We start from the raw sequence: 24531 nt of genomic DNA on the forward strand, positions 1-24531 counted from the left end.
CCTGCCGGTCTGGTACCGACCGGCAGGCAACGCAACTCAAGACAATTTCAGCAGGGGATCCGAAATACCCAGTCCATAGATGGCAATCATGCCGATGACGCCGATGGCCACCAGATAGTAGAGGGTTGGCAGGGCGGTCTTGCGCAAGGTGGCTCCTTCCTGTCCGAGCAGGCCGACGGTAGCCGAGGCCGCGACCACGTTGTGGATGGCTATCATGTTGCCGGCGGCGGCACCCACTGCCTGCAGTGCCACCACCATGGCGGTGGATACATTCAGCGTGTGAGCGACCTCGAACTGGAACTGGGAGAACATCATGTTGGACACGGTATTGGAACCGGCGATAAAAGCCCCCAGGGCACCGATGGCACCGCTGATGGCTGGGAAGAAATCGCCGACCAGGTCGGCGGCAACCTTGGCAGCCATGACCGGCATGCTGGCAATGTCGGCCTCGTTGACGCCGGAGTTAATGAATATGCGTACCATGGGCACGGTAAACATCAGTACGAATCCGGCACCGAGCAGGGTTCGGGAAGACTCGGCGACTGCCGGAACGAAGGCGGAAAGCGAGCGGGTCTGGCTCAGTACCGCCACCAGGGAAACGAACACCAGAATGCCACCGGGCAGGTACAGAGGCTGGATGCTGGCGCTGATACCTGCTTCGCCCAGAATATTGCCGAAGGCGATGTTCCAGCTGCTGAGCAGGCCCTTGAAGCTATCACTGGTGCGGCTCAGTACCAGCAGCACTGGTAGCAGCAGGTAAGGGAACCAGGCCAGACCCAGGCTGATAGGATGCTGTTTCAGATCTTCCTTGTGAATGGCGATCGAGCCCAGCCATTCAGCCGGCCAGCTTTTCTCTTCCGGGAACTCGAAGGTGCTCTTGGGCACCAGGAAGTTTTTACGTGTTGCGGTCACGACAATAGCCAGGCCGACCAGACCGCCGACCATGGAAGGAAACTCCGGGCCGAGCAGAATGCCGGTAAGGGCGTAAGGCATGGTAAAGGCCAGACCGGCGAAGATGGCGAACGGCAGTATGTCGAGGCCTTCTTTCCAGCTTTTGTTTCTGCCGAAGAAGCGAGTCAGCATCATGCACATGAACAGAGGCATCAGGATGCCGATGATGGTGTGGGTGACCGCCACGTTGTTGGTCACGGTTTGCAGATAGGCTTCCCAGTCGGAGCCGGCGGCGGTCAGGGTGTTGTTGATGGCAGCATTATCCAGGCCGGTGGTTACGCCGACGATGATGGGGGTACCCACGGCACCGAACGACACCGGTGTGCTCTGGATCATCATGCCCATCAGTACCGCCGCCAGAGCCGGGAAGCCCAGCGCTACCATCAGCGGCGCGGCCACGGCGGCGGCGGTGCCAAAGCCGGAGGCGCCCTCGATGAAACAGCCGAAGCACCAGGCGACGATGATGGCCTGAATGCGGCGATCCGGCGAGATGGCGGTGAAACCGTTGCGAATGGTGGTAATGGCACCGGTATGCTTCAGGGTATTCAGCAACAGGATGGCGCCGAAGATGATCCATAGCAACGAGATGGAAATCACCAGACCCTGCAGGCTGGAGGCGATCACCCGGGTGGTACTCATGTTCCATGCCAGCAGGGCGATGAGCACTGTCAATATAAATGCCAGGGGCATGGCGCGTCTGGCTGGCCACTGCAGGCCGACCAACAGGATGGCGGCAAGCACTATGGGCGAAAATGCCAGCAGTGCCAGTAGGGAATCATTCAGCATGGCGGTTCCTTCCTTGGTTATGTCTTCGTTATCATCACTGGCGTACTCTTGCTTTAGGGTAGGATGATGAGCCCGGTGTTAATGGGGTGTAACCATATTCCCTTGTTCTTTGTGGATATATAGATTTAATGAAACTGATTACTTCCAAAAGTGGATGAATGATGCCGAAAACCGACGATCTCGTTCTGTTTGCTCAGGTGATTGAATTAGGCTCCTTCAGCAAGGCTGCCGATGCCAATGGCCTGACCAATTCTGTGGTGAGTAAGCGTATCGCCCGGCTGGAAAAGGAGCTGGGCAGCACCTTGATCCACCGCACCACACGGCGTTTGACGCTGAGCGAGGCGGGACAGGTGTTGTACCAGCACGCCCGTCTGGTGGCACAGGCCGCTCAGGAAGCGTTTGACGCTGTGACCGGCTATAGCCAGTCGTTGCAGGGGCATATCCGGATGTCGGTCCCCACCATTTCCGGTGAGTTGTTGTTGGCGGAGGCAGTCGCCGAATTTTGTGAACTGCATCCGGCTATTTCGGTGGATATGTCGCTGGATAATCGTTTCGTAGACCTGATTGGAGAGGGGTATGATTTGGTGATTCGTACCGGGCACCTGGACGACTCCAACCTGATTGCGCGTCATATTTTGGATTCAAATTGGACCATCTGTGCCGCTCCTGCGTATATTAGTCGCCGCGGCAAGCCCCGGGTGCCGGAGGATCTGTTGCAGCATAGCTGTCTTATCTACAGTTATCAGGAGAGCGGGGCCCGTGACTGGCTGTTCAACCGGCATGGCGAAATTTATCCGCTACGGGTGAGCGGCAACTTTTCCACCGATAACGCCGCCGCCCTGCGTAAGGCGGCCCTGGCTGGCCATGGCCTGGCTTATATGCCCCGTTGTCTGGTCTATCCGGATCTGCAGGCGGGGCGTCTGGTTGAGCTGTTACCCCGGCAGGTTGGCAAGATACTGGGTATTTATGCCGTCTATCCCTACAGTCGCCAGCCGCCGCGCAAAATAAAGCTGTTGATTGAGCATATCCGTTCCCGTTACATGGATATCAAGCATTACTTTTAACGAGAACTTTTAACGAGAGCTACCCATGATTAAAACCGCCATTATTGGCTACGGCCAGTCCGCCAGCATTTTCCATCTTCCTTTTATCGATAGTCTGTCGGAGTTCGAGCTGGTGGCCATCAGTACCTCCAAGCCGGAAAAGGCGGCGCAAGAGTGGCCCGAGGTGAAGGTCTATACCGACGTGGATCAGATGCTGGCCGAATCCGGCGCCCGGCTGGTGGTGATCACCGCGCCCAACGAGGTGCACTACGAGCTGGGTCTCAAGGCGCTGAACCTGGGACTGCACGTGGTGATGGAAAACCCCTGCGTTACCCAGCTGCATCAGGGCGCCGAGCTGATGCGACTGGCCGACACCAATAAACTGTGCCTGATCCCCTTTCATAATCGCCGCTGGGACAGCGACTTTCTGACGCTGAGCAAGCTGCTGGCCGAAGAGACCCTGGGACCCATTCACGGTTTCGAGTCCCACTTCGACCGTTTCCGGCCGCGGGTACGGGCAGAGAAACCCGGCGAGGGTGCCGGCGTCTGGTTCGATCTGGGCGGGCACATGGTGGATCAGGCACTGGTGCTGTTCGGCAAGCCCTTGTCGGTGACCGCGCGTTGCTTGTCGATGCGACCCGGCTCCGAGGTAACCGATTATTTTCATGTGCAGCTGCATTACAGTGACAAAGAAGTCTTGCTGCATTCCAGCCCCTATCACCCCGGGCCGACGTTACGCTTCAAACTTCAGGGAGAGCGGGGCTGCTATATCAAACGCGGTTTCGATCCGCAGGAAGAGCGGCTGCAGAACGGCATAGTGCCGGACTCGCCGTATCTGGCCAAAGAAGCCGAAGCGGATTACGGCGTTTTTTATTCCGACGAGGAGCCGGAGGTGATCGAGTCGGAAATCGGAGGCTATCGCTATTTCTACCAGGCCACGGCCAAGGCAATTCGTGGCGAAGGGCCCTTGCCGGTGACTATGCAGGATGCATTGGATGGGCTCAATATCATCAACCTGGCGGAAAAAAGCTCGACGGAGGGATGCACGCTGTCATTGACTGCTACCAGTTTCAGGTAGGCTCGACAGAGATAAAAACGGCGACCCCAGGGTCGCCGTTTTGGTTGCTGCAGGGGACTGGCTTATTGACTGAGCAGGATGTAAGCGATGATCAGGCCAGCGATAAACAGGGTTTCCAGTATCACCAGTAGCACCGGCTTCCAGCCTACCGAGAGAATGTCCTTAAGCTGGGTACGTACGCCCAGGGCGGCGATGGCGGTCAGCAGCAACCAGGAGGAACTGCCGGCCAGCGGCTGGCTGACGGCGGTCGGGATCCAGCCCAGGCTGTTGAGGATGAACAGGGCCACAAAGCCGAGCAGGAAGCCTGGAATTGCGACACCTTTACCGCTGCTCTTTTCACCGCGTTGCCGGGCCGCTCGTTGGATCAGAATACCGATAGTCATGACGATGGGTACCAGCATGGCCACACGCAGCAGTTTGACAAAGGTACTCAGGTCACCCACTTCGCTCGACATGCTGTAGCCGGCACCCACCACCTGAGCCACGTCGTGAATGGTAGCCCCGATAAATAGCCCTGCTTCCTGCGGAGTCAGATTCAGACTGGTACTGATCATCGGATAGAAGATCATGGCCAAGGTGCTGAGGGTGGTGACACTGATCACGGTGAACAGTGTATTGCGCTTGGTCTCTTCATTTTGATCAAGCACGCTGCTGATAGCCATGGCGGCCGATGCACCACAAATAGCGACCGAGCCGCCGGTGAGGGTGCCGAATGAAGAAGAGAATCCCAGCATGCGGGCCATGACCACGCCAAAGCCGATGGTCAGCACCACTGATGAACACACCATCAGTAGCGGTGACCAACCCAGGGTGAGCACATCGCTGAAGGTGATGCGCAGCCCCAGCATGGCAACCCCGATGCGAAGCACAGTCTTGGCAGAAAACTCCAGCCCCGGCAGGCAGACGGACTCCTGACTCAAAAAGTTGAATGCCAGCCCGAGCAGCAGTGCCATCAGCATGGCGGGGGCCCCGTATTGCTGCGACAGGAAGCTGGCGGCGATACCTATGGTGACCGCCACACAGACGCCGGGAAAGTAGCGTTTTCTCGTATTTTCGATTTGTTGCAACATGCCCATTACCTGATTGTTGGTTCCTGCAGCCATGAGTGCCGTCCTTGCTGGTTAGTCTGTATTGAGGCCAGCTTAATGAAGCCTATGATAGATTTTCATGGTAAGAGGCGAGCCCGGGAGTATCTAATGCCTTTTTATAGCGGACCTGTTACTTTTCTGCATACAATACCGCATCAATGTATTAACGAGCTGAATAATGGAAAGTAAATGGCTGCATGATTTCGTGGCGCTGGCCGAGCAGGGTAACTTCTCCAAGGCGGCGGACGCGCGTTTCGTGACACAGCCGGCGTTCAGCCGACGAATTCGTTCGCTGGAAAACTGGCTGGGCGTACCGCTGGTATGTCGGGAGCGCTACCCCATGACGCTGACCGAGGCAGGAGAAAGCTTTCTGGAACAGGCTCGGCTGCTATTGTCGCAGATTTATGGCATACGTGGCCAGCTGCGCCAGAGTCTGCATGAACACAGCAGCCTGAACTTTGTGGTACAACCTTCGCTGGCGGTCACCTTTTTTCCCGGCTGGATCCATCAATTGCGGCCTCATCTGGGGGACAGCCTGATCCGGCTGAATACGGGTCACTATCACGATGCCATCGAGCAGTTCATGTCCGGCTCGGCCGACTTTCTGCTGTGTTTTTCCTGCGACGATGTGAACCCGATGCTGAATCGCCCCGAGGTGGAGCGGCGGGTGGTGGGTCAGGATCGGCTGGTGCTGGTCTCGGCGGTCGACGCCGCAGGTCATCCGCTGCATGCGCTGTCTGCCGAAGCGCCGCTGCGATTACTGTTGTATCCACCAACGTCTTTTCTGGGTGAGCTTATCCAGCAAAAATGTCTGCCGGCATTGAGTGAGCAGCCTTGTCTTCCGGTATGCGAAAATGCCCTGGGTGAGGGGCTGAAGGCGCTGGCACTACAGGGGGATGGGGCCAGTATTTTGCCGGCGAGCCTGGTCAGAGAAGAGCTGAATCAGGGGCGACTGGTGGAGTTGCCGTTGTCGGCATGGGTAAAACTGGATATAGAACTGTTCTGCCGGCCACCCTTTCGTTCCGAGCAGGTGGCGCTGTGCTGGCAACAGATCAGCCAAGCGGTTACCTAGCTGATAGGCATCACCCGGTCAGCAGAAACCGACCGGGTGGTGGTCCTCAATAAACGCCAATGGGCGCTTACTCGGCGCCGTGCCGACGCTGCAGCGCCAAGCCCTGCAGGAAGTTGCGCAGGAACTGATCGCCACAGGGTTGATAATGCTTGTGGCCGGGCTTGCGGAACAGCGAGGTCAACTCGGGTTTTCTGACCTCAAAACCGGCCAGGGTCAGCAGGCCGAGAATGTCTTCTTCCTTCAATTCCAGTGCCACGCGCAGCTTCTTGAACACCTGGTTGTTGATGGGTTCGGCCTGTTCCGGACGCGGTGCCGGGCCACCTTCGCGCGGGCCGCGATTTTTCAGGATAAGACCGTCCAAAAAGCCCAGAATCTGCTCATTGCTGCAGCTGTGGTAGTTGGCATCTTCTTCCTTGGCCAGCAGGGCCAGAAATTGTGCTTCGTCGATGGTCACGTCACCCAGACCGAACAGCGCTATGGCTTGTTGATCGGGCAGGTCGAGGGCATAACGGACGCGGCGCAGAATATCGTTATTGGTCATTGCCGTCTTGCTCCCCTGGTTTCATTTCCGCTTTTTTGACGCGAATTTTCTGGCCGTCCACTTCCATGCCGTTCAGGCTCTTGATGGCGGCCTTGGCTTGAGCCGGGTTGGGCATGAAGGCGAAGCCGAAGCCCTTGGAATTTTTGGTGCTGGGGTCCATGACCAGATGGAAGTAATGCACCAGGCCGTAAGGTGCCAGCAGGGCCAGTACCTTGTCTTCTGTGGTGAGTCGGGACAGGCCCCGGATCATGATTTTCATGGTATCTCCAGTATGACGCCGGTGCGCAATACAAGGGTGCGATGGCAAAATAAGCGCGGCTGTGATGGCGCAAAAGGGCGGCGAGTGTAACAGGTTAGCCGACCTGCGTCTGCCCCGTCACTGGTTGCAATATAGCTTACCGGGCAGACAATTTCGCCTCTGGTTCTATCAGGCCGGATATGTTGGTGCTAATCAAATCCTGCATGGAGGACAAAGCTATCAGCTGGGTCCATATGCATATCAAGGAGAGAGTTATGCCGGTTACGATTGATAAGGTGGTAGCCTTTTCTCACCACCCCCTGGCACCCACCGCCAGCGAACCGCCCCCCGAACGACGCTTCGAAGGTACACCCAAGCAGGGGACAGCTAATTACTTTACCGACAGCACCAGGCAGCTGGATGCGGGCTTCTGGGAGAGTGAACCGGGAAAGTGGCATGCGGTGAGTGAGCGCAACGAGTTCTGCTATATCCTGGAGGGTCATGTGCGTATCGCCGACGAGCAGGGCAACAGCAAGGATTTCCGCAAGGGGGACGCTTTTATGATCCCCTATGGTTTCAAGGGGACCTGGCAGATACTGGAATTCACTAAAAAATACTATGTGATCTTCGTACCTGAATCCCGGTGAGGCGATGATTCATTACCGATAACAAGGTCGGCAAAGGGCCAGCCGCTGGAGTAGCGGCTGGCCCTTTTTGTTATACCACCGGTTTGTCGGGATCTGACAGGGAACGGCTCGCGATGGGCCGTTCCTGCGTTATCAGTTTTCCAGGCTGCGGATGCGCTGGCGCAGTACCGAGAAGTCGAACGGCTGGCGGCTGGGCACCAGCATCAGCAGACCGGACACCAGCACCGGCACCAGGGTGGCCAGCAGGAAGGACTCCAGCAGATACTTGATTTCTGCGCCCGGCGCCGGGAACAGCCAGAAACCGGCGGCCAGGCCGGCAGCGGTGCTGATCACGGCGTTATAGCTCTGATAACGGGCGTTGTAGAAGCCGAAGAACACCGGGAAGGCGGCAGCGCAGCACAACAGATCGGCCAGCAGGAACAGATAGAGCACGCTGAAACCCTGGGAGGCGACGTACAAGATCGGAAGGGATACCAGGCAGATCAGCCAGCGCGACAGCCCCAGCAGCTTGTGGGCACTGATGTTCGGCAGCAGGCGACGCAGGTCCACCACTATCATGCTGGAAATACCGCTGATGGTGGAGTCGGCGCTGCTCATGATCAGCGCCAGCCCGAAGGGCAGCAGACCGATGGCAAACCACAGCGGCATATTCGGCATCAGCACGCTGAACAGGGCCACAGAGCCATCGCCGGGCAGACCCAGTCCCACGAACACCAGCCCGAACATGCCCATGATGAAGATGATGGGGAAGCTGAGCACGCCGCTCAGAATGAAGCTGTTGCGGATCACCTTGTTGTCTCTGGCGGCAAACACCCGCTGCCAGGTGCCCTGATAGAAGAGACCGGTCAGCACCACGGCAATGAAAAAGGTCAGGCCGGATTTAAGGCCCGTGGTATCGAGCGGATTCAGCAAGTGGGGGGCTTTTTCCTTCAGCCCGGCCATGGCCGGAGCCAGACCGCCGGCGGCCTGCCAGCCGAACATGATCAGCAGCAGCAGAAACGGCAGTATCACCAGCATCTGCACCCGGTCGGTGAAGATGGTGACCCGCAGCCCGCCATAGAGGGTGTAGAGCAGGGTGGCGCCCATCACTATGGTAGCGGTGACCCACAGCGGTACCGGAGCCAGCAGCGCGACCATCTGGGCGATGGCGGTGAGGCCGGCTGTGATCGAGATAAACAGGTAGAACATCATGATAACCAGCACAAAACCGTACATGCTGCGACCATAACGGCCGAGCACGAACTCGGTGAGGGTGTGACCTTCGGGCATCAGTTCACGGATGCGGCTGCCCAGCGGGATCATGATAAGCCGGGGCACCAGCACCCCCAGCGCATAGCCGGTAATGGCGCCGATACCGCCCCAGGTGGCGGCCTGAGCCGGACCAAACAGTATCCAGGTGCCCATGGTGGTGGCCAGTAGGGTCAGCATGGTGGCGCTGCTGCTCTGGCTGTTGCGGGCCACAATGAAGTCTTCCAGCTTGTCTTGCTGGCGGCGGGCATAAAGCAGGCCGGGAATGGCAAAGACGGCGGCAAATAAACAGAGCCACAAAACCGTGGCGGTGGTGTCCAGCATGATGTTCTCCCTTTGCCCGTAACAGGCAAGCATGACGGTGATAGCCATTCATTGGCTACATGGCGCCGGGCAACGGCGGGCAGAACAGGAGGGAGAGTGAGAGTCAGTCATTTCCTTCCCTTCGCCGGCATTACCCGGATCAGGTTCGAAGGGTTACCGCGGTCTTTTGCGGAATCTCAGCCAGGTCGGGTGTATCGCGCGCTAAGCGGATATACCCAGGCTCCCCCAGGAATTGCGTCAGAGAGTAAGAAGAATGGTGACCATTGTCAATCATGGGACCCGAACGGAAATTATTCAGATTCGTGACATGGCACACCTTTAGCTCGGGCATAAAAAAACGCGGTTCAGGGCCGCGTTTTTACTTCATTTCACTTCGGTAGAGAGGTTTATTTTACCGCCCAGTCGATGGACTCACCGGCGCGGATCGGCACCAGCTTGTCGCCACCCAGCGTCAGGACTTCGCCGACGACCCAGCTTTCCTTCACCAGGGTGATGGTGTCTTCATTACGTGGCAGGCCGTAAAAATCCGGGCCGTTGAGGCTGGTAAAGGCTTCCAGCTTGTCCAGCGCACCGGCTTCCTCGAAGGCTTCTGCATACAGCTCTACTGCGGCGTGCGAGGTGTAGGCGCCGGCACAGCCGCAGGCGGCTTCCTTGCGGTGCTGAAAATGAGGGGCCGAATCGGTGCCCATGAAAAACTTCTTGCTGCCACTGGTGGCCGCACGCACCAGTGCCTGCTGGTGGGTGTTGCGCTTGAGAATGGGCAGACAGTAATAGTGCGGACGAATGCCGCCCACCAGCATGTGGTTGCGGTTGAACAGCAGGTGATGGGCGGTCACGGTGGCCGCCACGTTGTCACCGGCCTGCTCCACGAATTTGACCGCGTGCTCTGTGGTGATGTGCTCCAGCACGATTTTCAGGTTCGGGAAGTCGCGCACCACATCCGGCAGCACGGTTTCGAGGAAGACTTTTTCACGGTCGAATATATCGATACGCGAGTCGGTCACTTCACCGTGCACCAGCAGCAGGGTGCCGGTTTCCTGCATGACTTCCAGCACCGGGTAGATGTTTTTCACATCGGTCACGCCGGAGTCTGAGTTGGTGGTGGCGCCGGCCGGGTAGAGCTTGCAGGCCACAATTTTGCCGGTGGCTTTAGCCTTGCGGATTTCCTGCGGGTCTGTTTTATCGGTCAGGTAGAGGCTCATCAGCGGCTCGAATTGGCTGCCTTGTGGGCGTACCGCCAGAATGCGGTCGCGGTAGGCCAGCGCCATCTCGGTGGTGGTGGCCGGTGGTAGCAGGTTGGGCATGATGAGGGCGCGACCCAGATAACGGCTGGCATCGCGAACCGTGTCTTTGAGTTGTTCGCCATCGCGCAGGTGCAGGTGCCAGTCGTCGGGGCGGGTGATGGTCAGTGTGGTCGTAGTTGCGGTCGTAGTTGCGGTCGTAGTTGCGGTCATAGTCGGCTCGGCGTGTTATCCATTACATCAAGAGCTTCATTATCCACTTAGCGGCGGCTTTCACCAAATCCAAGACAGCTTTCAGTCGAAAGCCTATCTCTTGGTCATAAACAGGTCTGCTGTATAAAGAGGCAACAGGGCTGCCTCCTCCGACCCGCTTCGAGCACATCCCTGTGACGCTCAGCAAATGCCATCCGACCGCCAGGGACGGCGGGAGTGCCAGCATTGCAGGAGCTTTTGTTGGCCCTGGCATTTGACGGTCGGCTGAGGCAATCCCTGCAGCCTCTTCTTGACGCCCGATTTAGTTGTGGGCATCACAAGCAGGCGACGCCGGAGCTGCAAGGAGGACAAAGGGATCTGCTCAGCCGACCTTCCGTTTCAGGGATGAAACGGAGAGCGTACATGGATGTATTCATAGCGAGTCGGCGGAGCTGACCCTTTGGCCGATGTGCAAACATCGAGCTAAAAACCAAGCTATTCACCTACTCTGAATTTGTGACCAAGAGACAGACTTCCAGCTCCCCGCTGGGGGAAGGCTTACGGCTTACAGCTTTGTAAAGGGTATGTTATGGTCTGGGCGTGACACGGGGTGTCTTGCGGCCAGTGGCCGGCAGGGCTGAGATAACACCCGTTGAACCTGATCCAGTTCATACTGGCGAAGGGATGTCTGCCTTTCGGCCCAGGGCCCCGCAGCCTCATCATGCCTTCGCCTCTTACAATAAAGAGGTAGCGATGCACACTTCCATCAATCTGAACGAACAACTGGTGCTGGTCACCGGTGGCGGCCGCGGTCTGGGCGAACACCTGGTACGGGCCTTTCTGCGTGAAGGCGCCAATGTGGTGATCAACTACCTGAACAGCGCCGAGGCCGCCGAAAAGCTGGCGGCAGAAGCCCCCGGCCGCGCACTGGCGCTGCAGGCTGACGTGACCGATGCCGCCGCGGTACAGGCGATGTTCGCCCACGCCCGGGAGCATTTTGGCAGCCCGATCACCACTGTTATCAACAACGCCCTGCCGGCCTTTTCCTTCAACGGTGATGCCCGGCCTAATGCGGATCAGCTGCGTTGGGAAGATCTCAACCAGCAGCTGGAAGGTGTGGTCAAGGGTGCGCTCAATACCATCCAGGCGGCGCTGCCCGGCATGCGCGAGGCGGGCTTCGGCCGCATCGTAAACGTGGGCACCAACCTGTTCCAGAATCCGGTGGTGCCCTATCACGATTACACCGCGGCCAAGGCGGCGCTGCTGTCGCTGACCCGCACCCTGTCGCAGGATCTGGGCCCAGACGGCATTACCGTCAACATGGTGTCCGGCGGCCTGCTGCGCACCACCGATGCCTCGGCGGCCACCCCCGAGGCGGTGTTTGACTATATCGCCGCCAACACGCCGCTGCGGCGGGTGACCACGCCGGCAGAGTTTGCCGACGCCACCCTGTTCTTCGCCTCGCTCTGGTCACGCTCGGTCACCGGCCAGAATCTGGTGGTGGATGGCGGCCTGGTGAAAAACTGATGGCGGCTGAACAAAGCATGATGCATCTCAACCTGTTTCTGTTCGGTTGCGGTCATCACAAGGGCGCCTGGCGGCACCCGAATTCATCGGTAGAGCAACTGGGCGATATCCGTTACTACGAGCGGCTGGCGCAGACCGCCGAACGGGGCAAGCTGGATGCGGTCTTTTTTGCCGACGGTCAGTCGGCGGGCAATGTGTCCGACGGTAGCCCCTGGTTTCTGGAGCCGCTGACCGCCATGGCGGCCATGAGCCGGGCCACGGACCGCATCGGGCTTATCAGCACAGTGTCCAGCACCTTCTATACCCCCTTTCATGCGGCCCGGCTGGTGGCTTCTCTGGATCATATTTCCGGCGGGCGTGTCGGCTGGAACGTGGTGACCTCTATGTTCGATGTGGAGGCGCGTAACCACGGCTATGAGGCCATGCCGAAGCATACGGATCGTTACCGCCGCGCCGATGAATTTGTGGATGCGGTACTCAAGCTGTGGGACTCCTGGCAGGCGGACGCGCTGACCTTCGACCGGCAGGGCCACTATGCGGATCCGGACAAGGTGCAGCCCATCAACCATGACGGTGAATTCTTCCTGGTGGACGGGCCGCTCAACGTGCCGCGTCCGCCCCAGGGTCATCCGGTACTGTTTCAGGCCGGTGCTTCGGAGCAGGGCCGAGAGCTGGCCGCACGGCGGGCCGAAGCCATCTATGCGGTGGCCTACGATCTGCCGGCGGCCCAGGACTACTACCGGGACATCAAGCGGCGGGTGCAGGAAGCGGGCAGAACGACCTCTGTGCCTATCATGCCGGGGCTGGTCACTTATGTAGCTTCGACCGAAGATGAAGCTCGCGCCAAGCAGCGGGAACTGGACGAACTGCTGCCGGTAGCAGCTTCGTTGCGCCAGCTCGGTCAGTATACCGAGCAGGACTGCATGAACTGGGAGCTGGACGAGCCGGTGCCGGGACTGCCGTCTCTGGATGCCTTTAACGGGCCCAAGGGCCGTTACAGCACCATATTGCGGATTATCGAAACCGAGCAGCCTACGGTACGCCAGTTGCTGGGGCGGCTGGCGGCCGGTGGCGGTCACTGCACCATGGTCGGCACGCCGGAGCAGATTGCCGACAAAATGGAACGCTGGTTTCGTAACGAAGGCGCCGACGGTTTCAACCTGATGCCTCCCTCGCTGCCCGCCGGCATCGAGGACTTTGTCGATCAGGTGGTACCGGAGCTGCAGCGCCGCGGCCTGTTCCGCACCGAATATCGGGGCACCACACTGCGCGATCATCTGGGGCTGGCCCGGCCCGAATCCTGAACCGAGTAACTTCAGTTTTTGGCCGAGGGCTACACCTCGGCCAAAGGGCCCGCTCCGCCGACACGCTTCAAGCACGTCCCTGTGACGCTCAACACATGACATCTGACCGCCAGGGACGGCGGGAATGCCGAAATAGCAGGAGCATTTTTCGGCCTTGTCATGTGATGGTCGGCGGAGCAGATCCCCTTGTCCTCCTTGATGCTCCGGCGTGGCCTGCGGTGTCATCTTGCTGACCTATCGGCTACCCTGATAAACACGTTTCTGTAACGGATAAGGAGTCGATATGCGTATTCTGATGGTACTGACCTCTCACGACCAGCTGGGGGATACCGGCGAGAAAACCGGTTTCTGGCTGGAGGAGTTTGCCGCTCCTTATTATGTGTTCAAGGATGCCGGGGCCACCATCACCCTGGCTTCACCCAAGGGTGGCCAGCCGCCGCTGGACCCGAAAAGTGACGCGCCGGATGCCCAGACCGAGGCCACCGAGCGTTTTCGGGCCGACTCGGCGGCGCAGGCGGAGCTGGCCAGCACGCACAAGCTGGCGGAGATGTCGGCGAGTAAGTTTGATGCGGTGTTCTATCCCGGCGGCCATGGCCCGCTGTGGGATCTGGCGGAAGATACCGACTCCATCGCGCTGATCGAGGCCTTTGCCGCTGCCAGCAAACCGGTGGCGGCCGTGTGCCATGCCCCGGCGGTGTTGCGCCATGTCAGATCTGGCACCGGCAAGCCCCTGGTGGACGGCAAGCGGGTGACCGGCTTTACCAACAGCGAAGAAGCCGCGGTGCAGCTGACCGACATAGTGCCTTTTTTTGTGGAGGATATGCTCCGGAAAAACGGCGGCGATTATCGCAAGGCCGATGACTGGCAGCCCTATGTGGAAACCGATGGTTTGCTGGTGACCGGCCAGAACCCGGCTTCTTCCGAGCCGGCGGCCGAGGCCCTGCTGGCGCTGTTGAAGCATTAAGTTGAAACACTAACGTCTCAATTCGGCGGCGAAAGCCGCCGTTCCAGCCGCTGAAACACGGCATCGATAATGATGGCCACCAGCGCCACCATGATGCCGCCTTGCAGCACAAAGGCCATGTTGTCGGTCAGCAGACCGGCGATAATCACCTCCCCGAACCCCTTGGCCGCGACCGTCGATCCTATGGTGGCGGTGCCTATGCTGATCACCAGAGAAATACGGATGCCGGCGATGATCATCGGCAGCGCCAGCGGCAATTCTACCGACCACAGTTGCTGGTGCGGGCTCATGCCCATGCCGCGTGCCGCCTCGCGCACGCTGGCAGGCACCTGTTGCAGGCCGGTGACGGTATTTTCATAGATGGGCAGCATGCCGTAGAGGAACAGCGCCACCAGGGTGGGGGTTAGCCCGAAGCCCAGCGCCGGTACCGCCAGCGCCAGCACAGCTACCGGAGGAAAAGTCTGGCCCAGGTTGGCGATGGCCCGGGCCAGGGGAAGAAACTCCCGGCCAGCTGCGCGGGTCACCAGAATGCCGCCGCCCAGCGCTACCAGAGTGGCGGCGGCGATGGCGATGAATACCGCCGCCAGATGCCAGATCAGCAGGTTCAGGAAGCTGTCGCGGGGATAGATGGCCGGTGCCCGAGCATCGACCAGCGGGCGAAACAGTGGCTCCAGCCATGCCATGTTCAGGGTCATGATCAGCAACAGCAGCAGGGGGAGACCGATGCCCAGCCAGCCGCGGGCAGAGGGAAACGTCATGCTCGGGCGCCCTGTTGCAGCAGATCATGCATGGTGACCTGACCTATGTGTTTGCCGGCGGCATCCACCACCTGCAGCTGTTCCGCCCGTTCCCAGATCAGCAGCGCCATGGCGTCGCGCAGGTTGGCGTTGGCCGCGATGCTGGGTACGGAAGGCGACGGCTGCTGTTGCAGGGGCGTCATCACCTGACTCACCTGCTTGATGGCGAGCAGACGCAGGGATCTGTCCAGCCCGCCTACCAGACTCTGCACGAAGCCCTCTCGAGGGTGGCGCAGCAGGGTCTCTGGGCTGTCCAGCTGCAGCAGCTCGCCCTTGTCCATTACCGCGATCACATCGGCCATTTTTACCGCTTCTTCCAGATCGTGGGTCACCATGATAATGGTGATGCCCAGCAGCTTCTGCACCCGCAACAGTTCATCCTGCAGCAGCTCCCGGGTCAGCGGATCCAGGGCGCCGAAGGGTTCGTCCATCAGCAGCAGTTCCGGCCGGGCGGCAAGGGCCCGGGCCACGCCCACCCGTTGCTGTTCGCCGCCCGACAACTGGTGCGGGTATTTGCCGGCGAAGGTGGCGGCATCCAGCTTGAACAGGGTCAGCAACTCGGTGACCCGCGCATCTATATCCGCTTTTTTCCAGCCCAGAAGCCGGGGCACGGTGCCGATGTTCTGATGAATGGTTCGGTGCGGAAACAGCCCCACTCCCTGAATCACGTAGCCGATACGGCGCCGGAGCTGCTCCGGTGGTAGTGTGGTCACATCCTGGTTGTTGATCAGGATCTGCCCGTGGCTGGGTTCTATCAGCCGGTTGATCATGCGCAGTGTGGTGGACTTGCCGCAGCCTGAGGTACCGACCAGCATGCAGAACTGGCCGTGATCTACCCTGAACGAGATATCATTGACGGCAATCTGTGCGTCAAACTGTTTGCTGAGTGCTTTTACTTCGATCATGCTTGCCTCCTCGTTGCAGGGCTATCAGGGTGTCGATGACAATGGCGAACAGAAAGGCCAGCACCAGAGTCGGCGCCGCACCCAGAATCACCAGATCGGTGGCGGTCTGGCCCAGCCCCTGAAAGATGTAGGTGCCGAAGCCGCCGCCACCCACCAGGGCTGCCACCGCAACCAGGCCTATGTTCATGGTCACAACTACCCGCAGGCCGGTCAGGATCACCGGCATGGCCAGCGGAAACTCCACCTGCCACAGTCGCTGGCGGGCGTTCATGCCCATGCCGGTGGCGGCTTCCCGTACCCGGGCATCTACTTTGTCGAAGCCCAGCGCCGTATTACTAACGATGGGCAGCAGCGAATAGAAAAACAGCGCGATCACCGCCGGTGCGGCGCCGATGCCGCGGATACCCAGTTCGGCCAGCAGCGGGTAGCCGGTGGCCAGCAGACTGAGAGGGATCATCAGCAGGCCAAACATGGCCAGGCTGGGGATGGTCTGCAGGATATTGAGCACAGGAAAGACCATGGCCTTCAGACCGGCCGAGCGGTGACAACGCACCCCCAGCGGAATGCCGACCAGTATCGCCGGGATGATGCTGCCGAGCGACAGCTGCAGATGACGAACCGCCTGGCGCCAGAAGTCGGTCTGGTTGTGATATTCACGCAGTAGCGACAGGGAATCCCAATACCCGGCGGCCAGCAGGCTCGTCACGGCGGCCACGATCACCGCCACCAGCGCCAGCCGGGGCAGGGGACGCAATGCCAGCTTGATGGCGGCGTCGGTGATCAGCAGCGCCAGCCAGAATATCGCCAGCCAGAAGCCGGCGTTGAGGGATACCCGGGCCAGGGGGCTGGCCTCGACCAGCAGCTGGGATGCGCCGGCGCCGACGGTATACATCAGCGTCATCAGGGTCAGAAAGATCAGTAACAAACGGGTGCGTATTGCCGTTTTGAAAAGAGATAGCAGGCTGGTAAGCACTAACATCACCAGAAATGGTATCAGGGTGTTGAGGCTGGCCGAATCCAGCAGGCCGATGCTCTGGCCGGGCATGATGCGGTTGGGTTGCAGGCTGACGAAGGGCAGGGCAAACAGCGACAGCAGCAGGGCGAACCCGAGCGTGCCGCCGACCTTGTCCAGATTGGAAAACTTCAAAAAAACTCCTGACACATACTTAAAAAACCGTCGATTTATATCGCAGCACCCAGAGACAGCGGGGCCGCCTCCCTTGACACGCCATGGGACATGACACTCACAGTTTAAGCCTACTGCAAACATTCACAGGATGTTTGGTCAGGCTGAAACGGCTCGTCCCGGCGAACAAGTTCGCCCCATGGGGGCTCGGAAATGCAGTCTGACCGCCATGGAGGGCGAGAATGCCGGAACGGCAGGAGCATTTTCCGGCCCCGGCATTTTACGGTCGCTGGAGTCGTTCCCTGTTGTCTCTCACCAGCCACGGAGGTGCTGGCGGTAATGCAGACAGGCAACACCAGTGCGTAAAGGAGGACAAAGGGATCTGCTCAGCCGACCATCCGCGCCACGGATGGCGCGGCTGAGCCTCCAGGGAGGGATTCACGGCGAGTCGGCGGAGCGGGCCCTTTGGCCGATGCGTGCACGTTTAACGGTGTTACTGGCAATCTGCACGCATATTTAATCCGATAGTATTAGTCCTTCAAAAAGCCCTTGTCGGCCAGGTAGCTTCTGGCGACCGCCTGGGCGCTTTCGCCACCGATGGCGATGCGGCTGTTCAGCTGCTGCAGGGTCTTGACGTCCAGAGACTGGAAGATGGGTTCCAGAATAGTGGCGATCTCCGGGTGTGCCTGCAGGGTTTGCTCGCGCACGATGGGCGCCGGGGCGTAGACGGGCTGCACGCCCTTGTCGTCTTCCATTACCACCAGGCCGACCGAGGCGATGGCGCCGTCGGTGCCATACACCATGGCCGCATTGGTGTTGTCAGTCTGCAGAGCCGCCGCCTTGATGGTGGCCGCGGTGTTACCACCGGCCAGCACCAGCAGCTGATTGTCGGCCAGGGTGAAATCATAGGTCTTCTGGAAGGCGGGCAGTACCGCCGGGCTGGACACGAACTCGGCCGAGGCGGCCAGTTTGACCTCGCCACCCAGGCTTACATAACGGCCAAAGTCGGACATGGTATGTAACTGGTTACTATCGGCAATGTCCTGACGCAGCGCGATGGCCCAAGTGTTGTTGGCGTTGGCCGGCGTTAGCCAGACCAGCTTGTGCTGGTCGTAATCCAGTTGTTTGGCCTGATCGTAACCCTGCTGAAAACTTCTCCATACCGGGTCTTCTTCCTTGTTGTGAAAGAAGGCGGCGTTGCCGGTGTATTCCGGGTAGATGTCGATTTCGCCGGAGATAATGGCCTTGCGCACTATGGGGGTGCCGCCCAGCTGTGAACGATTCTCTACATCGAGGCCTGCATCTTCCAGCGCCAGGTAGATGACATTGCCGAGCAGGCCGCCTTCGGTATCGATTTTGGAAGACACGACTATGGAGTCGGCGGCCAGGCCCGGTTGGGCCACGGCCATGGAAAGGGTGAACAGGGCCGAAGCCAGCGACTTTTTCATGTTGTTGTTCCTTGTCTAAATAAATGAGCCTGGAAGAATGAGTCCGAAAAGCATAAGGATACTCTATGCAAAGCTTGCCCCCTGGTAAACAGCTAACCGGTATTCTCGCCTTTTGGTGGTACAGGCTTTATCGGACAAAAGGGCCCGCTCCGCCGACTCGCTGTGAATACATCCATGTACGCTCTCTGTTTCATCCCTGAAACAGAAGGTCGGCGGAGCAGATCCCTTTGCCCGATGATTCAGGTCTTGTCACCGGGTGCGTCCTTCTTGCCGCCGCGTGCTATGCGCAGGTTGAAGGGTCGCCAGATGCCGTGACTGGAGAAACAGCCCCAGCCCCAGCGTAGCCAGCTGAGCAGGGCGAAGGCCAGCCACAGCGCCCAGGCCAGCATCAGCAGCCGGTATACCAGCAGCGGCACCGACAACACCCAGGCCTGGGGCAGCGCGGCCTCGCTTCGGTCCTGATACCAGCGCAGGGTATTGGCATAGGAGTTATTGCCACTGATCTGCATGTCGGGCAGGCCCAGCAGGCCCTGTTGTATGGCGTAGAACAAATAACTCAGCGCCGCCATGGTCAGCAACACCAGACCTATTTGCACCAGGTTGAACAGCCGGCCGGCCTCCGCATGCTGCCAGCGACCGCGCAGGCCGAGGGCCAGCAGCCAGGCCACTACCATCAGCGCCATCCACAAGGGAACCTGGGTCAGCCCTATGCCCAGCAGCAGCCAGTGATGCAGGCGCAGCGGGGTGAACGTGACCCGGCTAAGGCCGACGGCCAGCAGCAGGGTGATGGTCAGCTGGCTCCAGAACAGCACCGCCGGGCCCAGGCGCGGGCCCATGGCGAACAGGATCCAGCGATCCCGGCCCAGTTCCAGTTCTATGTTGTTGTTGACGCTGGCGCTGCCCGGCTCGATCATCGGCGTATAGAGCAGCGGGCTGATGCCTTCGTTATGACGCCAGTGGATCTCCAGGGTCTGGGCGCCCGGCGTCAGAGGAAAGGTCAGGGTCTGGCCCTGCAGACGGATCGGCTGGACCTTGCCGTCGATGGTGACCGACTGCAGTTCCACATTGTCGGGCAGTTGCATGCTGTGCTGACCGCCCTGGCTACTGCGCAGTTGCAGCCGCAGGCTGGCGTCGATGGCGCGCTTGCCGGGTTGCACCTTCAACCGGGTGTTGTCGATGGTCAGGGTCTGGCCGTCGACCCCGGCGGGGCGGCTGATATCGAGCCTGATCTGCTCTCCGGGCCAGGGGCGCCATTCCGGTAGCCAGTTACCGGTCTGATCCTGATGATGGATCACCGGTATGCCGCTGCTTTCCAGATGCCAGATTGGGCTGGTATCCACTCGCCATACCTCGGTCCAGCGGCGGGTGTCGGCCGCGGTCAGGGTCAGGATCTGGGCCTTTTCCAGACGAGACTGCCAGTGCGCCTGTTGCTGGTTGGCGGCAAGTGTCAGCATGACCTTGCCGTCCTGCACGCGAACACCGTCGGTAAGTACCGACTCACCCGCCAGTAGCGGTATCTCGATCGATATCGGCTGTCCGACCGGCGATTGGCGGGTCACCAGGGTCTCGACCATCCAGTCCAGATTGAGTCGCAGTATTCTTTCTACCCGTACAAAGTCCGGCAGCACGCCGGGCTCCAGTATGTTGTGCTCCTGCGCGGTGTTCTCTGGCAGAATTCGATTCAGCTGCAGCTGGGCGCCGGGCACGTCGTTTTCATCCACTCCTTGCAAGGTCCAGCCGTTCAACTGTGCCTCCACCCGATGAGGACGAAGGCTCAGGGGCAGTTGTACGCCGCCCTGCTCGGGCAGGGGGCCGCTCAGCCTGACCCTGTGAATACCCGCCGGCAGCCGCAGATAAAGAGTACCGGTCCGATCACGCAGCAGCGCCTCGGCGACTTCCCCCTCTATCAGCACCCGGCGCGGCATCCAGTGATCGGTATCGGCCGGCAGGGGCACGGCGACCGTTTCCTGGGTGTGCACTTCCAGTTCAACCTCGAGTTGTTGCGGGCTTGCGGTCAGGCTCATGGCTGATATCTGGGCACAGTCGGGCAAACAGTCGGGCGGGGCCAGCAACCGGGTTTTCAGTTGCTCGAGCAGCCGGGCATCCGGCATCTCTGCCTGGGCCGTGCCAGGCAGGGCGAGCAACAGGGGGGCCAGTAGCAAGAGCGGCAGCCCTATCGGAATCAGGGCCGATAACAGACCCTGTTGCAGATGGAAGCCGCGGCCACGGCTGAAGCTCACGCCCGCCATGCGCAGCACCAGCAGGCTGACCAGCCCCACCCGCAGCAGGTTCAACAGCAGATTGATACCCGGCGACAACAGTACCAGCCGGATCTGCTGATCCCCTTGTACCGGGCCGTTCCAGCTCAGATCCACGCTGTTCCATTGCCAGTTCGGCAGGCCGGGGCCGGTCTGCACCCGGGCATCGGGGTCGATTTGCGTCAGCGGTTTGCTCTGGCCGGAGGTATAGGACCGCTTGTCGGCCAGCTCCCGCAACGGTGCCGTAGCCGGTAATGCCTGATCGTGGACCGCCAGTTCCCTTATCCGGTCATGGGTTTCGACTTGGGGCTCGGATTCGATGGGGAAGGCGTTATAGGCCGAGGCCCGCGCCAGCTGCGGGTACATGGCGGTACGCACCTCGGCCACCATGAAGGGGATGGCGATAAGCAGCAGCACCAGCAGGCTGAGATTGCGATAACCGATCATCCCTTGTCGCAGTCGTCCGGCGGGCAGCACCCGCAGCAGCGCCGTGGCCGCCAGCAGATGCAGCCAGACCCAGCGCGGCGAACCCATGCCGGTGGACTGGTGCCAGATCAGTATCAGGGTCAGCAAGGCAAGCAAACCCCATTGCCAGCCCCAGAGGCGATAGGCGGCGACGGCGGCTATCAGCACCAGAAACAAATCCAGCAGGGTCCAGCGCTGCAACCAGGTGTTGGGGGCGTTATCCATGCCCGAGGCCGAAAACAGCTTCCAGCCCGGCGGCAGGTGCAGCCGGGCGTGCAGGCTTTGCAGGTCGGTATCCCAGCCCACCGCCGGCAGGGTACTGATGTCCCCTTCATAGCGGCTGTCGGCACCGAGATTGAGCGCGCCCCGACGGACTTCCACGCCCAGTTTATCCGAGCCTTCCTGGCGGGTAATAAACTGGGGTGTTCCGTCGATGGAGACCCGGCCCAGCTGCAGGGCCGGTGTGGTTTCCAGCCGCCAGCCCCGGGTCATGCGGCCCTTGATGTTGTCCTGCACTGTGTAGCCGCCCCCGTCGAAGTCCAGCCACAGCTGGCGCTGCAGGTCGAGCCGATCCGGCTCGGGCTCCCGGTCTCCGCGCCGTATCACCCTGAGCTGCATCTGGTCACCCTGAGTGAGCCGGTAGGCGGGCAGGTTCTGCCAGTCTTGCGGCAGCCGGGTTTGCTGGGGATCGATGGAGACCAGATTCTCTACCTCGACCAGTCGCAGCTGATTGACGGCCTGAAATACCCAGACCTCCTGCTCCGGCCAGGGAGCGGGCACTTCGGGCAGGGCGAGGCGTGTAACCGGGGCCGGATGACGGCTGTGCAGGTTGATGCTCCAGCGACCCGGGCGTACCTGCACCCGCAAGCGACCATCGGGCTCCAGCCGGGCGGGCAGGGGGCTGTTTAGCAGCAGCGGTATCTGTTTGTCGGGCAGCACCGGGCCCAGCAGCAGTTCGCGTTGCTCCCCGGCTACCTCCAGGTTGATCAGGGTGGTGACCTGCAGGGGAATGCGGTCTTCGACCTTGCGATACACCTGCAGCGTCAGCGAATCCCCCCGAGGGGGGTTATCCTCGGCATCTGTCTTGCGCTGCCCTAACCAGAACCGGCCCTCTTTATCCAGTTCCGGCCATTTTATCAGTACACCATTGATAGTAAGTGCCAGCAAACCAGTGGTCGGATTGAGAGTCAGCGTTGTCGGCAATCGATCCCACTGCCATTGGCCTTCGACGTTATGCTTCCCGGCGGGCAGCCTGATCCGGGGTTTGCCCTTGTCGGCCGATACCGGCATCGGCTCGCCGTTCACGGTAACCTGCTGGGGCCAGTGTTTCTGGTCGCCGGGCAGCAGCACCCAGCCTTCCCGGTAGAGCTGCCATTGCTGGCTGAAGCGACCGCCGTTATCACCCAGGTTCAGCGCCAGCCGGGTAGGCCAGGCACACTGATAGGCTTCGCCCTGATTATGGATTAAGGGGCAGTGGCGCTGCTCTTCGTCGTGCAGCACCCAGTCAACCCAGGGTTGCAGCGGAGCGGGCACCTGCTCCGGGCTCAGGGCGCGGACCGTGAGCGGCAACAGAGTGAACATAAAGAGTAAAAGGGTGACAACAGGGCGCATAAGGTTCCTTCCTTGGCAGCGGCTGCAATATCGGCGTTGTTATTGGAGTGGCTATCGGATTAGCCATCTGTTGGCAACGATACTCCAGTAGATTCTCAAGCGTAGCAGGAGCCGATAAAAAATGGAGCCAAACGGCAATAGGAGCGGATTGACTGAACAGACGGAATCTTCCAGGTGATGACGGCCTGATGCTGGGGAAAGGCGGCTTTTATTTCTAAAATCAAGGTTTTCAGCTTTTTATATATTCAAAATCAGCATAAAAACAGGTCCAGATGTGTCATTTGTTGCAAAATGCTGCACTTTTGGTTTTTTTCTAGTCGGTTCTGCTATAAAGTCGCATCAACTTCAGTGTATGAGATGGATTTTCTCCCATCAAAGGATGACTATGAACCAAACACAACCCCTTCTGCTACGGGTCGCCAACAGCGGCAGCCTGGTCACTCAAATCCTGATCGGCATCATTGCCGGTACCCTGCTGGCAGTTGCATCGCCGGCCACCGCCACCTCGGTCGGCTTGTTGGGCAATCTCTTTGTGAGCGCGCTCAAGGCCGTGGCGCCGGTGTTGGTGTTCGTGCTGGTGGCCTCGTCCATCGCCAATCACAAGAAAGGCAACCAGACCAGCATCAAGCCGATCTTGTCGCTGTACCTGTTGGGTACCTTTGCCGCCGCCCTGACCGCCGTGGTAATGAGTTTTATCTTCCCCACCGAGCTGGTGCTGGTGACCAACGGTATTGAAGCCTCTCCGCCCGAGGGTATCGGTGAGGTGATGCAGACTCTGCTGTTCAAGGTAGTGGATAATCCCGTCAATGCGCTGCTGACCGGTAACTTCATCGGTGTGCTGGCCTGGGCCATCGGCCTGGGACTGGCCATGCGTCACGGCGCCGATTCCTCCAAGCACCTGTTCCGGGATATTGCCAATGGCGTGTCCGGCATCGTCAAGTTCGTGATCCGGCTGGCGCCCATCGGCATCTTCGGCCTGGTGGCCAGCACCATCGCCGACACCGGCTTCGAGGCCCTTTGGGGTTACGCCCAGCTGCTGGCTGTGCTGATCGGCTCCATGATGATCATCGCCCTGGTGATGAACCCGCTGATCGTCTATTACAAGACTCGTCGCAATCCTTATCCGCTGGTGTTCAAGTGCCTGCGCGAGAGCGGCGTGACCGCCTTCTTTACCCGCAGCTCCGCCGCCAACATTCCGGTGAACATGGACCTGTGCAAGCGGCTGGATTTGCATGAAGACACCTACTCCGTGTCCATCCCTCTGGGGGCCACCATCAACATGGGCGGCGCCGCCATCACCATTACCGTGCTGACCCTGGCTGCCGTGCACACCATGGGCATAGAAGTGGACATTGCCACTGCCCTGTTGCTGAGCGTGATCGCATCCATTTCTGCCTGTGGCGCCTCCGGCGTGGCCGGCGGCTCGCTGCTGCTGATTCCCCTGGCCTGCAGCCTGTTCGGCATCTCCAACGAGGTGGCGATGCAGGTGGTGGCAGTGGGCTTTATCATCGGCGTACTGCAAGACTCGGCAGAAACCGGCCTAAACAGCTCCACCGACGTGCTGTTTACCGCCGCCGCCTGTCAGGCGGAGCAGAACAAGGCCTGATCCCGGGCCCGGTGAACGACAAAGGCCGCGGGCGTTATGCCCGCGGCCTTTTTTATTCCCGCGTTCGGTGG

At 60.0% G+C, this 24531-nt stretch carries 19 protein-coding genes and 2 riboswitches; of the genes, 8 read left to right on the top strand and 11 right to left on the bottom strand.

Annotated elements, in window-relative coordinates:
• Window positions 1-36 precede the first annotated feature (36 nt).
• A complete protein-coding gene (locus tag UN63_RS04455) occupies window positions 37-1737 on the bottom strand; it encodes an L-lactate permease (protein WP_229793492.1) in 1701 nt (566 codons plus the stop codon).
• 158 nt (window positions 1738-1895) lie between these two features.
• On the opposite strand from UN63_RS04455, the gene UN63_RS04460 reads away from it, so the two are divergent.
• Together UN63_RS04460 and UN63_RS04465 are read left to right on the top strand one after the other, a co-directional pair.
• Window positions 1896-2801 (top strand): LysR family transcriptional regulator, encoded by a 906-nt coding sequence (locus UN63_RS04460; protein ID WP_104485578.1) that lies wholly within the window; start codon window positions 1896-1898, stop codon window positions 2799-2801.
• A gap of 25 nt (window positions 2802-2826) precedes the next feature.
• Entirely contained in the window at window positions 2827-3858 is a 1032-nt protein-coding gene (locus tag UN63_RS04465; protein WP_104485579.1) for a Gfo/Idh/MocA family oxidoreductase, read from the top strand.
• Between the two features lie 62 nt (window positions 3859-3920).
• On the opposite strand, the gene UN63_RS04470 is transcribed toward UN63_RS04465, so the two are convergent.
• Window positions 3921-4961 carry a YeiH family protein gene (locus UN63_RS04470; RefSeq protein ID WP_104485580.1) on the bottom strand — a complete coding sequence of 347 codons (1041 nt, stop codon included), beginning with the start codon at window positions 4959-4961 and terminating at the stop codon, window positions 3921-3923.
• Between the two features lie 163 nt (window positions 4962-5124).
• Here UN63_RS04470 and UN63_RS04475 point away from each other — a divergent pair, with 163 nt between their 5' ends.
• Window positions 5125-6018, top strand: a complete 894-nt coding sequence (locus UN63_RS04475) for a LysR family transcriptional regulator (protein ID WP_104485581.1) — start codon at window positions 5125-5127, stop codon at window positions 6016-6018.
• A gap of 67 nt (window positions 6019-6085) precedes the next feature.
• On the opposite strand, the gene UN63_RS04480 is transcribed toward UN63_RS04475, so the two are convergent.
• Both UN63_RS04480 and UN63_RS04485 read right to left on the bottom strand, forming a co-directional pair.
• Entirely contained in the window at window positions 6086-6559 is a 474-nt protein-coding gene (locus tag UN63_RS04480; RefSeq protein WP_104485582.1) for a YehS family protein, read from the bottom strand.
• A complete protein-coding gene (locus UN63_RS04485; RefSeq protein WP_104485583.1) occupies window positions 6549-6818 on the bottom strand; it encodes an RNA recognition motif domain-containing protein in 270 nt (89 codons plus the stop codon). Before UN63_RS04485 ends, UN63_RS04480 begins: the two co-directional genes overlap by 11 nt.
• Before the next feature lie 254 nt (window positions 6819-7072).
• On the opposite strand from UN63_RS04485, the gene UN63_RS04490 reads away from it, so the two are divergent.
• The gene (locus tag UN63_RS04490; RefSeq protein ID WP_181068173.1) at window positions 7073-7444 is read left to right on the top strand and encodes a cupin domain-containing protein; all 372 of its coding nucleotides are present in this window, start codon (window positions 7073-7075) and stop codon (window positions 7442-7444) included.
• A 132-nt stretch (window positions 7445-7576) separates the two neighbouring features.
• Here UN63_RS04490 and UN63_RS04495 read toward each other — a convergent pair whose 3' ends face one another.
• Both UN63_RS04495 and pyrC read right to left on the bottom strand, forming a co-directional pair.
• Complete coding sequence (locus tag UN63_RS04495; RefSeq protein ID WP_104485585.1) at window positions 7577-9016, bottom strand: sodium:solute symporter family protein; 1440 nt, start codon at window positions 9014-9016, stop codon at window positions 7577-7579.
• A gap of 99 nt (window positions 9017-9115) precedes the next feature.
• Window positions 9116-9253, bottom strand: a riboswitch (TPP riboswitch).
• Between the two features lie 149 nt (window positions 9254-9402).
• Window positions 9403-10470, bottom strand: a complete 1068-nt coding sequence (gene pyrC, locus UN63_RS04500) for a dihydroorotase (protein WP_104485586.1) — start codon at window positions 10468-10470, stop codon at window positions 9403-9405.
• Window positions 10471-11045: 575 nt separating this feature from the next.
• A riboswitch (TPP riboswitch) is annotated at window positions 11046-11151 on the top strand.
• A 51-nt stretch (window positions 11152-11202) separates the two neighbouring features.
• Between pyrC and UN63_RS04510 the strand changes: the two genes are divergently transcribed.
• The 3 genes from UN63_RS04510 to UN63_RS04520 all read left to right on the top strand — a co-directional run bounded on the left by UN63_RS04510 (window position 11203) and on the right by UN63_RS04520 (window position 14244).
• On the top strand, window positions 11203-11976 hold the full coding sequence (locus UN63_RS04510) for a 3-oxoacyl-ACP reductase (protein ID WP_104485588.1): 774 nt from the start codon (window positions 11203-11205) through the stop codon (window positions 11974-11976).
• On the top strand, window positions 11976-13280 hold the full coding sequence (locus tag UN63_RS04515) for an LLM class flavin-dependent oxidoreductase (protein WP_219821069.1): 1305 nt from the start codon (window positions 11976-11978) through the stop codon (window positions 13278-13280). The genes UN63_RS04510 and UN63_RS04515 overlap by 1 nt, the downstream gene beginning before the upstream one ends.
• 283 nt (window positions 13281-13563) lie before the next feature.
• Window positions 13564-14244, top strand: a complete 681-nt coding sequence (locus UN63_RS04520) for a type 1 glutamine amidotransferase domain-containing protein (protein WP_104485589.1) — start codon at window positions 13564-13566, stop codon at window positions 14242-14244.
• Window positions 14245-14261: 17 nt separating this feature from the next.
• Here UN63_RS04520 and UN63_RS04525 read toward each other — a convergent pair whose 3' ends face one another.
• The 5 genes from UN63_RS04525 to UN63_RS04545 form a co-directional block, all read right to left on the bottom strand.
• Window positions 14262-15002 (bottom strand): ABC transporter permease, encoded by a 741-nt coding sequence (locus UN63_RS04525; protein ID WP_104485590.1) that lies wholly within the window; start codon window positions 15000-15002, stop codon window positions 14262-14264.
• Window positions 14999-15946, bottom strand: a complete 948-nt coding sequence (locus UN63_RS04530) for an ABC transporter ATP-binding protein (protein WP_104485591.1) — start codon at window positions 15944-15946, stop codon at window positions 14999-15001. The genes UN63_RS04525 and UN63_RS04530 overlap by 4 nt, the downstream gene beginning before the upstream one ends.
• On the bottom strand, window positions 15912-17093 hold the full coding sequence (locus tag UN63_RS04535) for an ABC transporter permease (RefSeq protein WP_229793491.1): 1182 nt from the start codon (window positions 17091-17093) through the stop codon (window positions 15912-15914). The genes UN63_RS04530 and UN63_RS04535 overlap by 35 nt, the downstream gene beginning before the upstream one ends.
• Before the next feature lie 509 nt (window positions 17094-17602).
• A complete protein-coding gene (osmF, locus tag UN63_RS04540) occupies window positions 17603-18520 on the bottom strand; it encodes a glycine betaine ABC transporter substrate-binding protein OsmF (protein ID WP_104485593.1) in 918 nt (305 codons plus the stop codon).
• 239 nt (window positions 18521-18759) lie between these two features.
• Window positions 18760-22854, bottom strand: coding sequence for a hypothetical protein (locus UN63_RS04545; protein WP_146084715.1), 4095 nt, complete (start codon window positions 22852-22854; stop codon window positions 18760-18762).
• A gap of 385 nt (window positions 22855-23239) precedes the next feature.
• Here UN63_RS04545 and sstT point away from each other — a divergent pair, with 385 nt between their 5' ends.
• Window positions 23240-24460 carry a serine/threonine transporter SstT gene (gene sstT, locus UN63_RS04550; RefSeq protein WP_104485595.1) on the top strand — a complete coding sequence of 407 codons (1221 nt, stop codon included), beginning with the start codon at window positions 23240-23242 and terminating at the stop codon, window positions 24458-24460.
• Window positions 24461-24531 lie beyond the last annotated feature (71 nt).

The sequence above is a fragment of the Oceanisphaera arctica genome (assembly GCF_002936955.1).
Classification (GTDB): Bacteria; Pseudomonadota; Gammaproteobacteria; order Enterobacterales; family Aeromonadaceae; genus Oceanimonas; species Oceanimonas arctica.